Annotated in this window: 11 protein-coding genes; 1 reads left to right on the top strand and 10 read right to left on the bottom strand. The window is 33.7% G+C overall.

What is annotated here, in order from left to right; genetic code table 11:
• Nucleotides 1-262 precede the first annotated feature (262 nt).
• From ABMA45_RS05310 to ABMA45_RS05270, 9 genes are all read right to left on the bottom strand, one after another.
• A complete protein-coding gene (locus ABMA45_RS05310; protein WP_022088847.1) occupies nucleotides 263-1102 on the bottom strand; it encodes a patatin-like phospholipase family protein in 840 nt (279 codons plus the stop codon).
• 125 nt (nucleotides 1103-1227) lie between these two features.
• Nucleotides 1228-1788, bottom strand: coding sequence for an HD domain-containing protein (locus ABMA45_RS05305; protein ID WP_022088846.1), 561 nt, complete (start codon nucleotides 1786-1788; stop codon nucleotides 1228-1230).
• 138 nt (nucleotides 1789-1926) lie between these two features.
• The gene (locus ABMA45_RS05300; protein ID WP_022088845.1) at nucleotides 1927-3030 is read right to left on the bottom strand and encodes an ADP-ribosylglycohydrolase family protein; all 1104 of its coding nucleotides are present in this window, start codon (nucleotides 3028-3030) and stop codon (nucleotides 1927-1929) included.
• 145 nt (nucleotides 3031-3175) lie between these two features.
• Complete coding sequence (rsmH, locus tag ABMA45_RS05295; RefSeq protein WP_022088844.1) at nucleotides 3176-4240, bottom strand: 16S rRNA (cytosine(1402)-N(4))-methyltransferase RsmH; 1065 nt, start codon at nucleotides 4238-4240, stop codon at nucleotides 3176-3178.
• 152 nt (nucleotides 4241-4392) lie between these two features.
• Nucleotides 4393-5052, bottom strand: coding sequence for an HD domain-containing protein (locus tag ABMA45_RS05290; protein WP_022088843.1), 660 nt, complete (start codon nucleotides 5050-5052; stop codon nucleotides 4393-4395).
• Between the two features lie 308 nt (nucleotides 5053-5360).
• Nucleotides 5361-9344 (bottom strand): CARDB domain-containing protein, encoded by a 3984-nt coding sequence (locus tag ABMA45_RS05285; RefSeq protein ID WP_022088842.1) that lies wholly within the window; start codon nucleotides 9342-9344, stop codon nucleotides 5361-5363.
• A gap of 60 nt (nucleotides 9345-9404) precedes the next feature.
• Complete coding sequence (locus ABMA45_RS05280; RefSeq protein WP_347996442.1) at nucleotides 9405-11699, bottom strand: right-handed parallel beta-helix repeat-containing protein; 2295 nt, start codon at nucleotides 11697-11699, stop codon at nucleotides 9405-9407.
• A 73-nt stretch (nucleotides 11700-11772) separates the two neighbouring features.
• Nucleotides 11773-13671 (bottom strand): hypothetical protein, encoded by a 1899-nt coding sequence (locus ABMA45_RS05275; RefSeq protein ID WP_022088840.1) that lies wholly within the window; start codon nucleotides 13669-13671, stop codon nucleotides 11773-11775.
• A gap of 24 nt (nucleotides 13672-13695) precedes the next feature.
• Complete coding sequence (locus ABMA45_RS05270; RefSeq protein WP_022088839.1) at nucleotides 13696-14508, bottom strand: hypothetical protein; 813 nt, start codon at nucleotides 14506-14508, stop codon at nucleotides 13696-13698.
• Nucleotides 14509-15121: 613 nt separating this feature from the next.
• Here ABMA45_RS05270 and ABMA45_RS05265 point away from each other — a divergent pair.
• Complete coding sequence (locus ABMA45_RS05265) at nucleotides 15122-16660, top strand: leucine-rich repeat protein (RefSeq protein WP_022088838.1); 1539 nt, start codon at nucleotides 15122-15124, stop codon at nucleotides 16658-16660.
• Nucleotides 16661-16899: 239 nt separating this feature from the next.
• On the opposite strand, the gene ABMA45_RS05260 is transcribed toward ABMA45_RS05265, so the two are convergent.
• Nucleotides 16900-17520, bottom strand: coding sequence for a discoidin domain-containing protein (locus ABMA45_RS05260; protein WP_022088837.1), 621 nt, complete (start codon nucleotides 17518-17520; stop codon nucleotides 16900-16902).
• Nucleotides 17521-17527 lie beyond the last annotated feature (7 nt).

Raw genomic sequence — 17527 nt, 5'->3', positions numbered from 1 at the left:
TTTTTGAATCCGACCCCCAACATATTCCCAATATATATGTCGTTCTATATTTAAAATATTAGAATTTAAAAACATTTTTTGCAATATATCATCAAAAAAATGTCTATTTTATTTGTTTTTTTGTTGATTATGCACAAACACCTTACTATTTTATGGGATTTCAAAATTTTCATTTTGGTGTTTTTGCCTTTTTTGCAAAAAAAATAGCGCAAAAAAATGTCGAAAAAACATAATTTTACGCTTATTTTTGATAAAAATATTTTTATTTTTTTATTAATTCTTTTATTAAATCCATTTTGTCCATAGCCATTTCATATCCCATTTCATTTGTCTGTCTCAACACTTTCACATCCTTTTCAAAACTATTGAGTTTCACCTTTGGCTGAAGTATTATTGCCTTTCCCTCATCTTCCAACTTATGACAATACTCTACTGTCTCGTTATATCTGATGTGTCTTGTATATAGGGCATTTGCTAATTCAGGATATTTCTTTTTAACACGATTCGCTGCAAATTGGGTCTTTGCATTTAATGTTTTCCTATATTCTAATGGCTGTGTCAGGATAATTAGATTTTTTTCATTTCCATCCGCCATAGACTTACGTATCGGAATCGGGTCAGCTATCCCTCCATCATAATATGGTGTTCCATTAATGTTAATCGTTGGGAAAAATCCGGGTATTGCACATGTTGCTCTTAGCATTGTATATTTATCATCCATTTCCATGCCATCCATATACTCAGCTTTTCCTGTAATACAATTAGTTACACCAACTCTTACCTTTCCTGTGTATTTCTTATATGTTTCCATATCAAATGGCATTAATTCATTTGGAACTGTTCCATATGCAAATTCAAGACCAAATAAACTTTTATCTGTCTTAAAATTATTTATTCCGATATATCTTTTGTCATTTCTATATTTTTCTAATACAAGTAAATTTCTTTCCTTCTGTTTTGAAATATAAGATATCGCATCTGTTATTCCTGCCGATACACCTATTACATAAGGAAATTCGATACCATTATCTAATAACGCATCCATTACGCCACAACTAAAAATAGGTCTGAATGTTCCACCTTCTAAAACTAATCCTGCCATACTATTCCTCCTAATGCTTCATTCAGATTTGTTTTACATAAAATACTAATCCAATTAATAACTTTAAAGTCACTCTTTTGTTTTTTTATTATATCTTTTATTATTTGCAGCCTAAAATCATATTTTTATGAAACAACATATCTCTGTGAAATATTAACCGTTGATTCTCTTGTTTCTTTTTCTCTTAGTTTAATTTCAACCACTTTAATTATTTGCTGAACCATTTCATCTTTTTTATAAATGTCGCTACAAAATGTTTCTTTAAGTGAACACCACTTATCAACCATACATACTATACCACCCTCAATATTTTTAGGTGGTATTGGCACTAGTGGGAACATATGTCTTACTATAAGATTCTTTTCTATTTCTGTTAATTTAAAATCTCTTGTAGCATTTTTCAATGCTATTGCAGGATGTTTAAATCCATGCCATCTTCCATGAGGTTTATGCCAGTCATATAAAAAATAATCATGCAAAAGGCCGCCTCTTATAAGACTTTCCCTATCATATTCAGTTCCCATGGCTTCTGCCATCAAAAAGCTATTGTATGCTACAGCTATGCTATGTTCTAAGCAACTTGTTTTTCCATGTTGTACAAACTTATGCATAAGCATTACTTTTTCTCTGGTACAAATAGGCATTGCTATTTCTAAAAATATTTGTTGCTTTAATTTGTCGTCCAACATATTCTCCTTTATTAATCTGTATTGCCCCTTCCATTCGGCTTCTTCCCTGTAAGACTCATTCCTTATGGCTTTGATTTCTTAGAAAAACTGCCTTTACATGCGAACATGAAGGCAGTTTTTTGTAATTCTGAGTTATTAAATAATATAACAGGCTTCGCCATATTTTTCTTCCCAAATCCAATTGAAGTTGTCAAAATAATTTGTATTCGGGCAATCTTCGTGTAAATCTTCTGCTATTATCTGGATTATATGGCGTAACTCTAATTTTTCTAAATATTTTTCAGGAATTGCTCTTGCTCCAAGATATGCACCAAGTATATTTCCTGTTACGGATGCTATTGCTCCGCTTTTACCGTCATTATTGACCGCAGCATGAATTGCTTTTTCAAAATCTTCTTCATACTTTAAACTAAAGTAAATTGCTGCTGCAAGTACTTCATCGGCACTATTTCCTATACCGATTTCTGATACTGCTTCTTTATCATCTATATCGTCACCGGCTAAAGAAACAGCTCTGCTTAACCCTTCCATGACGCTTTCAACATGTGGTTTATATCCACATAATCTTTTTACTGTGTTCATTGCATCTGACACAGCTTCTTTTAAAGTCATTTCCGTATATGTTACTTTATTTATTATATGAGCTAATATTGCAGCTGAAATATAAGCAGCATCATATCCATGTGTAGATGCAGCTACATTTGCAGCAAACACATCTATTTCTTCAATCTGCATATTTTCTTCTTTAAAATAAAGTCCCACAGGAGCGATTCTTGTAATAGCTCCAAAATCCATTCCTAACTTTTCAGGCTTTTCAACACTTCCAAAATCGCCTTTGAAAATATCTATTCCTGATTCTAATGAATGTCTTCTACTATGCAAATTTTCTATATTATATAACCATGTTGTATGGCTTTCGTTAGTATTATCACTTTCCTGTGTTTTAACCCAATCTTTGTATGCCTGACATACTGTTGCAACATCTGGTCCCTCAGTACCTATTTTACAGGCTTTTGTCTTTCCTGATAAAATTCCATTTGCAGTAAATAACGATAACTGTGTTATATCTGATATTCCTGCTTTACCATTTTCATCTAATAAATATTCGCTAATACCATTTTCACCATGTTCTTTACGAATATCATCAATGTTAAGATTCATAACCGGGTAACCAAGTGCATCACCTACAGCACCACCTAACATACAACCCCTTACCTTATCTAAAATAATAGGATTCATTAATTTCCTCCTCCTTTTATCCTTTACGCACAACTATATTATCATTTCCAATTTTTCATTGTGCGATGTAACTATTCACGTTCTTATACATTTTCCATTATAATACAAATATTCTATATACTCAAAACAATATTTTACTAATTTGTTAATTTTTTATTGCCCAACGCATTTTTGTCGATCTTGCACGCGGATTCATATTACATTCTTCTGCAGACGGTCTTATTACATCCTTTGCAATTTCTGAAAATATTCCCTGCTTATATAGGGCTTTAAATGCCTTCTTTACAAGTCTGTCTTCACCTGAATGGAAAGTCAGAATCGCAACTCTTCCACCTGGTGCCATTGCATCAGGTAGTTTTTCAAGAAAATCATATAATACTTCAAATTCATTATTTACATCAATCCTTAGAGCCTGAAATGTTCTGGCACAGGACTTTTTCACTGCTTCTTTTCTTTCTTTCTGTGGAATAAAAGCTAATGCCTCTTCTATTACATCTTTAAGCATAAGTGTTGTTGTTATTTTCTGTCCTTTTCGGTTCCTTTCCACTATAGCCTTTGCAATTTCAGCGGCATAAGGTTCGTCTGAGTTTTCAATAAACATCCCTTCAAGTTCATCTTCCCTGATATTTTCCAATCTTTGAGCTGCTGAAATTCCTTTATGCGGATTTAATCGTAAATCAAGCGGGCCATCATATTTATAAGTAAATCCTCTCTCCGGATTATCAATCTGCATAGATGATACACCTAAATCTGCCAATACAAAATCAAATGGGCCGTATTCTTTTGCCACTTCATCTATATTTGCAAAATTAGTATTAATAGCTGTAAATATATTATCTCCAAATCCTTTGTCTGCTAATCTCTTTTTTGTTTTTTCTATTTCTATCGGATCTATATCTAATCCGTATACATGACCATTTCCTTCAAGGCATTCGAGCATCTTTGATGTATGTCCACCATATCCTAGAGTTGCATCCAATCCTTTCTGCCCCGGCTTTATTTGTAAAAATTCTAATATTTCTTTTACACAAATAGATATATGCATACCTGCAGGAGTACTTCCCTTTCGTATTACTTTTTCTATTGTATCAGCATATTTTTCAGGCTGTTGTTCTTTATACTTTTCTGCATACGTTCTCGGGTGCGTTCCTTTATATCTTACCCTTCTTTTGTGAACTTTTTCTGTCTCAATATTTTGGTTGTTATCCATTATGCAATCCTTTCACTATTATATTTTAGGGGTATTTAAAATATATATTTTTTACAGCTATGAAATGGTAGTTATTTGCACAAATTTTAATCACATCACATTTATTTATAACTGCATACCGTTTTCTGTAAACTATATAGACATTTAATAGTCTATACTCTCTTTGAATCGTTAAATTCTAATAACATTTCTACCGAGTTTAACATACAATTCATCTGATATTCTACTGCAAAGCATATTTGCTCGAATTCAGGATATCTTATCCTTGCCTGTTGAATAAGAGGAATGACATGCTTATCTGTCTCATTAATGTACTTAACGAGTCTTTTTCTCGAAAATATTAAAGCCATTGTCGACACATTATTACACCTGTCAAACATCTTTGTTATCGTTGCTTCTCTATTATCAATTAGCCTTGCAAAATATTTTAATCTTGCTTCTTCCTTATCCTCACCTGGCTTAACTTCAAATGTCATTGCTTTTACCCCGGCTTTAACAATATCATTTATAGGCATACTTGTTTCCGAAATATTACAATCTTCACACACATCATGTAAAAGCATCGTTGCAATTATGTTGTCTTCTTTAATTCCTAAGGATATTGCATGTCTTGCAATTGTTAACGGATGAATAATATACGGTCCACCTTCCATCCTTGTCTGTTCCTTATGGCATTCATTCGCCATTTCCAATGCCATAATTGACTGTTCCATGTTGTTATCATGCACATATCTGTAAATATAATTGTACAGTTCATCCACGTTCATTACATCCTGTACTCTCTGATGAATTCTTACTTTGTCATTTGTCATAATAATCACCCCTTTGTGTTGTTATACGCATTTGACACTATTAAATTGTAAATAAAGTTATTATTTTATTTTATCATATTAGTGTAAAATGTTCTACCAAAACCCTGGAATATTGCACTTAAACTCATACAAATATTGCGGTGATTTTTTCAAATATTTCATTAAAAAACATACAAGTATTACATCAAAAATTATACAAATATTTCATTAAAATTGATTCATAATAAAGTCCCATATATAACACAAAGAGGCTTCGCTTCAACAACCTAAATGTTGAAGCGATAGCCTCCGTTTTCAATATCTTTTATTTATTTTTCTATTGTATTGCTCCAATTATAATCAATTGGTAATTCTGCAGGATTTACCACCTTAAGAATCTTATTATATAAGTAATTATGAGCTGCCTCATTTACCATTGATCTCTTCTGGTAAATCTTCTTTCCGATTTCATAAATATTGAATTCTTCTACATTACTGTATGCAATTGTTCCGTCTTCTAAAATTGCATATGATCTTGTGTAGTATTTTGCTGAAAGTCCTTCTGCATTGTAGTCTTTCAAACCAAATGTTCTTACATAATTCTTTGCTGTCTTTGAATCGCCAACTACATCGCCAATCAAACCTTTGTCTGTTGCTTCATAGCTTGCTACATAAGAATTCTTGCTGTTTAATACAATGTCATTCTTTGTTATTGGGTTGTCACCATATACTATTCCGCAAATAACACCTGCTTTTTCTACTTTCTTTCCATCAATTTCAGGTTCTACAGAATATACGATACGAATTCCCATATCTCCTTCTACTCCGTTGAACTTAGCACTCATCTGATATCCATGTACAATAACTTTATCTGAAACCATTGATGGAGCTTCTGTTGTTGTTTCAACTGGTTTTGTTGTTTCAGGCGCCTTTGTTGTCTCTGGTGCCTTTGTTGTTGTCTCAACCGGTTTTGTTGTTGGTTGTTCTACAGCTGCTGTTTTATAAAGTCTTGCATCTGTAATTGTAAAACTTCCATATCCCTGTGTATTATGAATATGGAAACCAGTATTTGTCTGGTTAATATTTAAACCTGATTTCTGAAGGTCAATTACAACTGTCTTTGCAGTGGATGATGGAGAACTAACTACATCTCCATTTGTTGTCACAAACTTAACTGCCTGATTTTTGTTGAACCAATACGGATTCTTCATATCTGTAAAGAATTCTAATCTAAGTTCTTCAAATGCTCTTGTATCACCTGTATATGTCAACTGAAGATATCTGTATCCTGCAGGTGCATTGTAATTTACCTGACCCATATACTGGTATCCGTTTCCTGTACCTACTGTCCATGTTTTCATGAATTCATTAATTACGATATCTTCCGATGTATCTCTTGATGTTTCAGGTGTCTTAGTTGTTGTCTCAACTGGCTTAGCTGTTTCAGGTGCCTTTGTTGTTGTCTCAACTGGTTTTGTTGTTTCTGGTGCCTTTGTTGTTGTCTCAACCGGTTTTGTTGTTTCAACCTGTCCAGGATTGTTTAAATCATCAGGTGCATCTGGATTTTCAATCATTGATGCTGTTGGAATATCTAATGAAATAGTATATTGGTTATTATCTTCATTAACTTCGTTCTGAATTCTATTAACATCATCAACCCATGCCATTATGCTATGTTTTCCACTTGTAGCTGTCCAGTAATTAACCTTTGATGAGCCTGAATTTACTGTCAAATCAACTGACTGGCCTGCTGCTAATCCACTATTATATGTATCACACCATAAAATGTTTGATGTGTTTCCATCAATCTGTAACTGATATCCAATAGTTGTTCCTGCCGGAATAGCTGTATCACCAGCATTTGTAATTGTTGCTGTAAATACTAACTGATCTCCAACAGCGATATCCTGCTTATTTGCAACTATCTTTGATACAACCAAGTCATATCCACCTGAAACTCTTGTTACAGGATTTGTAGCTGCATCTCCATAAACATTAAATTTCTTTGTTCTTGTATTATTATTCTTGTCAGTTTCATTAGGAAGCTTATTTGTATCATCTGCTGTAGCAACGATTGTATGTCCTCCTCTTGAAGCTGTCCAAGCACCTGTTGTTGAAAGTTTAACTGTCTGTCCTGCTTTCAAACCATCTTTAAATTTCTGATTTCTGTAAGTTGTTGTTCCATCAACTACAACTTTGAATCCAATTGTTACTCCTTCAGGAATATCTACATTACTTGTATTAGTAATTGCAACAGAGAATGTAACCTTATCTCCATTTTTAAGGTCTGATGAGCCATTTTCATTTTTCCATGTTAAACCTGTTAAAGCAATATCATATCCTGTAATACCTTCTAATGGATTTGTAACACCACCTTGCTGTCCACCATCAATATATGGTTCAGGATAACCCGGTACTGTATATGTAACATCATCATCATAGATTGTTGCATTCTTCACACATGATGAATCTGTTCCACCTGTATAGAAATATGGTGATCCATCTTCTTTGTTCTTAAATGCAGAATTTGCAATTTCGATTCCATTAAATGTAGCTGATGATGAGCTTCCAAGTCTGATAGCTGCACCTGCATGAGGAACTGATGAATAATTTCCCTGCTGACCATCTATACCTGAGCCTAAAATCTTAGTATTGTTAAACACTACATTACTTGCTGAGTTATCAAGGATTCTGATACCATCATGCTGAGCATCATAAATCTGAGTATTGTTAAATGTTACATTCTTGACTTCCTGCTTGATATCAACTGCACCAAGTTCTTCACCCCAGCTGTCCTTTGTACATCCGGCACGAACTATGATGTTATTATCAAATGTCATATTTTTACACTCACTAAATTTGTAACCGTCAAATGTTGTATTTAAATGAATACCTGCTGCCATAAATGTATCGCAAATGTAATTGTTATAAACTTTGAAATTATCACCACCATAGATTGCAATACCACCAGCTCTCCATATGAAATCAATTGTATTATATGCGAATACATTTCCAGATTCATTTTTAGCTCCGCCCCAGCTGTTATTCCAACATGCTAAACCATCATCACCATTGTTTCTGATAGAGCAGTTGTAAACTGTTGCATTGCTTGTACCCTGACAGAAGTTTACTCCGTCTGCAAGATTATTTCTAATTCTACAGTCCATTACTTTAACTCCGTCTGAGTAATCCATTTTTCCATTGTAATCACCAAACCAGAATCCACATTCAAAATGTTCTTCCCAAATATCATGGATTACTGATCCATCTGTGAATACATCCATAAAGCATTTATATACTGCCTGCTGGTTATAACGTGATCTAAGATTTGAATTAATGTACATATTACAAAATTCAATATTATTACAATATCCATCCTTTGAACCGCTTGTCTGCCATCCGGCGGAAATACCACCACCACCGGCATCAGGATTTGTAAACTGAATATTTGTATACCACATACCTGCACCTGTAATCTTCATGTTTGAACCATATAATCTCCAAACCTGTCCGATTTCAAATGTTCCTGCCGGGATATAAACATCCATGTTTGATCTGTCTGCTTCTTCTATACAACGATAAATTGCATCATAGTCGTCCTGTCCATCATCAGGAACTGCTCCAAAATCTTCAACATTTAAAGAATTGTCCGGCTGTGCAATTTCATCAGGTACATTTTCAATTTCAAGGAAGTCTACACCATATTCTAAAGCATTGGCTCCACTGCTCTGAATTCTGATTGTATCACCCTTCTTTAATGAATTGTCTAATTTAAAATGTACTTCATCAAATGCAAAACATGGCACCCCACCATCGTTATTGTCACTTGGATTTCCACTGGCAAAATACTGCCACATAAAATAAGATGTTAAATCGATTGTCTGTTTGTACTGTCCGTTTACATACACATCTAATGAGCCTTTAAGTCCCATTCCATCACTGGAATCAGGCATTGTAAATCTCATTGTAACCCCATCTCCGGTAGTGTTCATTGTCCACTCTGTGTAAGCTCCTTTTCCAGGAAGTCTTACATATGACTGTTCCGAAGCCTGGCTTGCAATATTCATTCTGTCGAAATTCTTTGATGAAGCAATCTGTGCTCCGCCACCAATATTCGCCTGTAATGAATCATATCTTGTGTAAGGAACCTTAGCTCCTACACGTCCACTTGCATCAGCTTGCGGAATATCAAACTTTGATTCCGAAGCCACCCCTGCGTTTACCTTAAACACACTCTGTGCTGAAGGTAAAGGTTGTAATACCATTGCCCCTGCTAAAGCAAATGATAAAACCTTTTGAATACTTTTTCTCATGTTTCTTCTCCTTCTTATTTTATTTAAAGTTTTACGTTCAACTATTCGCAATTGTGTTGGTTATTTAGATACGACCCCCGACCATCTTCCATATAATCTTTTCTTTTCCACAATTTTATACGCTCTAGCCTTAACGTAATACTTTTTTGCTACATTGATTTTTTTGAAAACCGCTTTTGTCCCCTTTAAGTTTTTAGTAAGAGTATTTTTGCCTACAAACTTCTTTGAAGTTGAAACTTTAATCTGATACCTGTAAACCCCTCTTAATTTTTTCAAAGTAATTTTCATTTTACCTTTTGTCTTTTTTACAGATTTAATCTTTACTTTTCCCGGTTTATTCTTTGTTATTTTTTTCTTAGTCTCATCATTCTGATTTGAAACTGTTTCTGAATTCGAAGATGTTCCCGTATCATTACGGTTGTCATTTCCAGGTGTTGTCTCGTTATCACCTGGTTTTATTGTCTCCTCATCCTTTGTAACATCTGAAACTTCAGGATATCCCGGTACTTCATAAGCCAAATTATTATACAACAATTCGTTCAAAATTGAAATTCCATTATAACTTCCTGTAAAAAGATACGGTTTGTCATTATGATTATAAGCACTGTTAGTTATACTTATATTATCAATTTGAGCTTTCGGACTTCCCGATGTCTTAATTGCTGCTCCTACATTTCCTGACACTTTCTGTCCTGCAGTTCCACTTCCATAAATTATTGTATTTTCAAATTTTATCCCTTGTATGTTGTCCTTTAAAGCTATTCCATCGTGCCATGCATCATATATTTTTGTATTAACAAATGAAACATTCTTTACATTTTGCGAAATATCAATTGCTGCCAAAGAACTACCCCAACTGTCTTTATATGTTCCACATCTTACCAATGTATTATTTTCGAATTTTATATTTTTCGTATTATTAAATTTATATCCATCAAATGTTGTATTCAAATGAATTCCAGATGCCATGAATGTATCGCAAATATAATTATTGTAAATATTAAATCCATCTCCTCCATATATTGCAATGCCTCCGGCTCTCCAAATAAAGTCTATTGTATTATATGCAAACACATTTCCTGTTTCATCTTTCGCTGACAAATAATTATTATTCCAACATGCCAGTCCGTCATCTCCATTATTTCTTATTGAGCAGTTATATACCACACTATTGCTTGTACCCTGACAGAAATTTACTCCGTCAGCTAAATTGTTTCTAATTCTACAATTGATTATTTTCATTCCATCTGAATAATCAACTGTTCCACTATAATCTCCTAACCAAAATCCACACTCAAAATGGTCTTCCCAAATATCATGTATTACACTTCCATTTCCCGGAACATCACTAAAACATTTATATGATGCCTGTTCATTATATCTTGAGCTTAAATTTGAATTAATATACATATTGCAAAATTCTACATTATAACATGAATTTTCTCCTGCAAATGCAATTCCTCCGCTATTCGCATTACTGTTTGTGAACTGAATGTTTGTATACCACATTCCTGCTCCCGTAACTTTTATGTTCTTTCCATAAAAAGTCCATTTTCTGCCTATATTAAAAGTTCCTTCTGGAAAATAAACATCTTTTCCCTGAATATTAGCAGCACTTATACAATTTCTTATTGCATTATAATCATCTTTTCCATCATTTGGCTTCGCACCATAATCTACGACATTCAAAGAATTTGCAGGCTGTGCAATAGGTTGTGGAACTTCTTCGATTTCAAGAAAATCTACACCATAAACCAAATTGTCTCTTCCTGAGTTTTGAACTCTTATTTTGTCCCCCGGATTTAAAGTTTTATTCAAAATAAAATGTACTTCATCAAATGCAAAGCACGGAACTCCTCCGTTGTTTTTATCACTTGGATTTCCACCTGCAAAATATTGCCACATGTAATAAGATGTCAAATCAACTTTCTGACAAAATTCTCCATTTACATATACATCAAGGCTTCCTGTTAATCCTTTACCATCTGTTGAATCCGGCATTGTAAATCTCATTGTTACACCTGAACCACTTTTAACTGCAGTCCATTCTGCATATGAATCTTTAACCGGCAGACTTACATACGACTGTTGTGACGCCTGACTTGCAATCTTTGTTCGTTCAGATTTTACTGACTCTTCTATTTTTGCGCCATTTCCAATCTCTGCATCTTTTGAATCATATCTAAGATAGGGCATGCTTGCGCCAATTCTTCCTGCCTCATCTGCTTGAGGAATTTCAAATTCTGAACTTATATCCGCCTTTACCTCTGTATTAAATTCTGTCATATTTCCCCCTGTTGTCATTACTATTCCCATCAATATAACTGTAAAAACTTTTCCCTTCTTCACTTGCATTTGCCCTTTCTTTTAAAACGAAAGCCCTCACATGTTTATTACGTGAGGGCTTTCTAGTAATTAACTGTTATTATTATTTATTTTTTACCTGTTTAACTGCTGACCATTTGCCATAAACTTTAGCCTTGTTTACTACTTTGTATGCTCTAGCCTTAACATAGTATTTCTTGTTTGCTTTTAATTTCTTAACAACGAATTTAACTTTTGCAGTTGTGATTGTCTTTGTTGCTTTACCCTTAAATTTCTTAGATGTAGAAATTTTAACCTGGTATCCTTTTGCCCCTTTAACTTTCTTAAGTACTACAGAAGCTTTCTTTGCTGATTTTTTCTTTGTTGCACTCTTAACAGCTGTCTTTCCAACTGAAATTTTTGCTGTCTGAGTTGTTGTTGGTGCTACAGTTGTTGGTTTTGTTGTTGGTGCTGCAGTTGTTGTCGGCTGTGGTTCACTCTTCTTTCCACCATATAACAATGCGTCTGTAATTGAAATATTTACGTCTTCGTCTTCTGCTGAGCAGTGCATATGTACACCTGAATTATATTTGCTCATATCAACGCCTGATTTAGCAAGATCAATTACTACTGTTGTGTTGTTTCCAACAAGTGGAATTGCACTACCATCTTCTGTTACAAAATGAGTTGCCTGTTCAGGATCAAACCAGAATGGTCCCTGTTTTTCTCCACCTTTGCCTTCAAATTCAAATCTAAGTAATTTAATATTACCTGTATATGTAATCTTTAAGTATTTGTATGATTCGTTTGCAAAGTCTTTAAATGTTGCCCATCCAAGATATTTGTAATTTGGTTTTTCTACAGAGCCTTTCTTAATTGAGTAAGTTCCAATCATAGCACTCTTGCCCTGGTCATCACCATTTAAAATGATGTCATTTGTTCCATCTGCAATTACTTTTTCTGTTGTTGTTTCCGGTGTTGTTTCCCCATTATTGTCAGGTGTTGTTTCCTCCGGAGTTGTTTCTTCTGGTTCAACTACAGTCTTTGCTACCTGAAGTGGTGTATTAGTAAACTGAGCATCTGTAATTGTAAATGTGCCTTTACCCTTTGTGTCATGCATATGGATTGTAGCAATTCCTTCAGCATTTGTAATTCCTGATTTTGCAAGGTCAATTACAACTGTCTGCTCTGTTTCTGTTGGATTATCAACTAATGTGTCATCTACTGTCTTAATTGTTCCCTGTGGATTTTCTTTAAACCAGAATGTTCCTAATCCTTTATCTGTTCCAACTACTTCAAATCTAAGTTCATCAAATGATGTAGATTCACCTGTATATGATAACTGTAAATACTGGTAATCATTTGTTACATTTAGGTCAGCAAGATCAATTCCTGCAAGATACTGATATCCTTCTCCCTCTCCAGGATTATATTCTTTAGCCATCCATGGAATGCTAATCGACTTAACTTCTTTTGGACTGTTTGTAAACTTAGCTTCCTTAATTGTAAACTTACCATTTCCCGGTGAATCATGCATATGAATCGTCGTAATTAAGTCTGCACCACTAATTCCTAATTTTTCAAGATCAATTACTGCTGTCTGTTCCTCTTCTGAAGGATCTGCAACTAATGTATCATCAGATGTCTTAATTGTTCCCTGTGGGTTTTCCTTAAACCAATATGTTCCCAAAGAGCCATCTGCTCCTGTCATTTCAAATCTTAAAGCATCAAATGCCGTAGCATCACCTGTATATGTGAGCTGTAAATATTTATAATCACTAGTCAATTCTAGTGCTGCAAGATCAACACCTGCAAGATATTTGTAATCACCATCTGTGCCCGGATCATATTCCTTAGCCATCCATGGAATACTAACTTCCTTATACGAATTAACTTCTGCTTCTGTTCCGCTCTCTTCATCCGCTTTTACTGATGCAAAGTTAACACCTGCTAAGCTGCTTACTGCTAATGTTCCGACGCATGCGTAAGCTATTGCTTTGTTACTAATTTTCTTTAATCTCATATGAACCTTCTTCCTTTCTTAAAACTACTGGATTTTCATTTTCTTTGATGCAACTAATGCTGCGCCTGCTACTACAATACCTCCTATAGCTATAGCAATTGGATATGTTGCTGAACCTGTTGTAGGTGCTGCTGTTGCTCCACCTCCTACTGATTCTGAGCTATCGCTTGATGAAGATGCTGAAGCTGATGATGCTGAGCTGTCTTTGCTTGAAGATGAATCCGAACTCTTACTTTCTGTGCTTGAGCTTGATTTTGAATCACTGCTTGCTTTCTTATCATCTGATGATGATTTAACATCACTTGCACTTGCTGATGCTCCACCCTTTGGTGCACTTGTCATTAATCTTGCATCTGTAATTGTGAACTTACCTTTACCAGGTGTATCGTGTATATGAAATGCTCTGATACCTGTTGATAAGTCAATTCCTGATTTTTCTAAATCAATTACCGCTGTCTGTTCTGTTGATGAAGGGTTTGGAACTAATCCACCGTCTGTAGTTCTAACTGTACCTTCGTCATTTTCTCTGAACCATACAGGAGTTAATTTCTTTTCCTCTGATGGGTCTGAGTTAACTACAAATTCTAATCTTAATTCATCAAATGCTGTAGGATCACCTGTATATGTAATCTGTAAATATTTATATTCAGGTCCTACTTCAAAACAGTAAGCATATCCTAAATACTTGTACTCTCCACTTGTTCCCGGATCAAACGATTTAATAAATGGACTTCCACTATCATTCAACACAATATCCTCTGCAGCTGCTACATTCATACTAAATGTAAGAACAACAGCGCTTACCATAACTAATAACTTTTTAAATACTTTTTTCATTTCTCTACCTCTTCCTTTCTTCGAATAAGTTAAACGTTAAACTTGTAACAGTTTAAAGAATTTCACTTATTTAATTGTTTTTTGTTTCCTGGGTAAAATAAAAGATTTTTTGAAAATTGTCCCCCCCCGGGCACACCCCAATAAATCACTTTTCCCACATCCGTTTAACGTTAAACTAATATTAACATGGCACCATGCCTTTGTCAATCTGTTTGGCGGGTGCGTTTTAACCAAAAACCTTTCATTTTTTTATTGTTATTGCACAAAAAAACCTTTCAATCACCACTTTTTTTGTATTTTATGTATATATATTTTTGTATTATCTATGTTTATCTAATCTCATATTGAAGGTATTTATGCCAGTATTTAATCCTGCTTACTTTCTTTATATTAATTTTATGTTTTATTGCTTTTTTTTATTATTACAATTATAATTATTTTAAAGTTAAATGTGGATTTTCCTGTTACATAATACAGAATAATCCGAAAGCATTTTTATATTTCAACACTATTTTAAACTCCCCCCTAAACACTCTTTATAATGAAAATTAAATAAATATATTTTGTCATTATTATCTTTATTTTACTTTTCCAAATCCAATAGGAGATATTTATGATTAGTATTAAAAGCAAGAAAAAAATCAGACTTACGGTAATGATTTGTTCTGTTTTATTGTTAATTGGATGCGTTATTTTTTTGATTTATTACTTAGGCATACAGCCTTATCATTCCAAACAGCTTAACAATAAATATAAATCATTATATTATTCAGTTTCAGATTCTCCTGAATCTGACGGCAACAATGAAGTTATAGATGACGATTCGTCCGAGAATACCCCTGTTGACATTAATTTGGACAAATCATATGAAAAAGGTGCCAAGGGAGCTGATGGAATATTATTAAAGTTTTCAAAGCTTTTGGAAATAAACTCGGACATACGAGGTTGGTTAAAAGTTCCCGGAACTAATATCGATTATCCGGTAATGCAGTCAACCGGCAACTCAGAATTTTATTTAAAGCATGATTTTGAAGGTGGTCGTGATAAAAATGGTTGTCTTTACATACAAAGCAATTCAAAAATCAAACCCCGCTCAAAAAATCTTGTAATACACGGACACAATATGGATTCAACAGGAATGATGTTTCATCAGTTGTTAAAATATAAAGATATTGAATTTTACAAACAACATCCTGTAATTACATTTGACACCTTATATAAAGAAAGCAAATGGAAAATAATAGGATACATGAGAGTTTCAGGAGATTTTGAAATCAGTGATGGATTCAATTATCTGCAAAGCACATTTCAGACGAAAGAGCAGTTTTTAAACTTTTTATATCAGATAGAGGTTCGTTCATCCTACAAATGTCCTGTCGATGTAAATGAAAAAGATTCACTTTTAATGTTATCAACATGCTCGTATGAAGTACATGATTACAGAACGGTAGTCATTTGCAGAAAAGTCAGAAAAAATGAATCCTCGGATGTAGACACAAGTTTAGCTCACTATAATAAAAATGTTTTATATCCATCAAGCTGGTATAAAAAATATGGTGGCGATAAACCAACCGTAACTTCATTTGAAAATGCAATGTCATTTAATGAAATTGATTGGTATGACGGCTCGCTTGAGATTGAATCCTCAATTAATAAAACCTGTGAAATTGACGATTGTAATTATAAAATTTTATCTGATTCAACTGTATCTTTTGAAGGAGTTAAAGACTATAGTATTAAGTCTTTAGAAATTCCATCAACTATCGAGTTTCAGGGAAGAGTTTTTGATGTGACAGCACTTTCTAAAAAAGCATTTGATAATTTAACAAAATTAAAGCATTTAAAAATTGGAAATAAAGTTGAGATTATACCGAAGAAGGCTTTTGTAAATTGCACAAAACTTGAAGATGTCATTATTGGCGATAGCGTAAATACAATCGAAGAAAAAGTTTTCTATAAGCTTCCAAATTTAAAATATGTTAAAATAAGGAGCAATACTTTAGATTCTATAGGAGAAAAGGCTTTCGCAAAAATATATGTTAGAGCCAAATTCAAACTGCCTAAGAGCATGTCTAAAGCATATACAAAGTTAATTAACAAGTGTGTTCCTGACAATACGTTTAAATTTAAAGAATATTCTGTTGATTCTTAAATTTAGTCTGACAATGTATTCAAACATAAAGAACATTCTACAGATCCTTAAACATGAACCTGTACTATTTAAACAAAAAAGAATCATCCTTTTATCAGATTTATTTCATATAAACCGATAACAAGTATGATTCTTTTTATTTGTTGTGTTTCAAATTATATTTCAACATATATTGGTTCTACGCAAAATATCTTTTAAACACATTATATTTAATTAAACTCTCCAGACTACACACAATTTTATTTGTCGTTTGTATAAACTTCAAGTTCAGCAATCTGACCTGCTACTGCACCTGTGTTCTTTGTAAACGTCAGTCTTATGTACTGCATTTTAACATTATCAATGTCAATAACGACCTGATTGCCTGTCTTTGGATCAAAATCATAATCTGTAGATGGTATTACTTCTGTATAATTTTGTCCGTCATCACTTGCTTCAATTGTAAATGTCTGAGTTCTCTTTCCCCAAATCTGAGCCGGATTCAATCCAACTACAACTGTATGAATAGTATATGAATCCTTTAAGTCTACAGAAATTATCTGGCTTTCTTCATTTTGAGAACCTTCCCAGTATGTTAATCTGCTACCGTCAATAATATTTGGAGCTCTATAAACATCATTAAATCCATTTGCATCTGCTCTTCCATCTAACGCCACATTTGTACCATCAATTTCAGGTGCAACATATTCTTCTTCCTTAAAAGCATCGTTCTCCATCGCTTCCTTCTGGTCAGGAGCTGTTACTACCGTCAAATTTTTATTTGACATTTTTACTGATGAATTGCCTACAGCTACAACAGCTGACATTACTGCACATACTACGGCAAGACATCCCATTATAATTATAAACTTTTTCTTCATAATGCTC

The sequence above is a fragment of the Eubacterium sp. CAG:156 genome (assembly GCF_000434315.1).
Lineage (GTDB): Bacteria > Bacillota > Clostridia > Lachnospirales > Lachnospiraceae > Eubacterium_U > Eubacterium_U album.
Note: the sequence above shows the minus strand (reverse complement) of the source record. Positions and strands in the feature narration are given on the sequence as shown.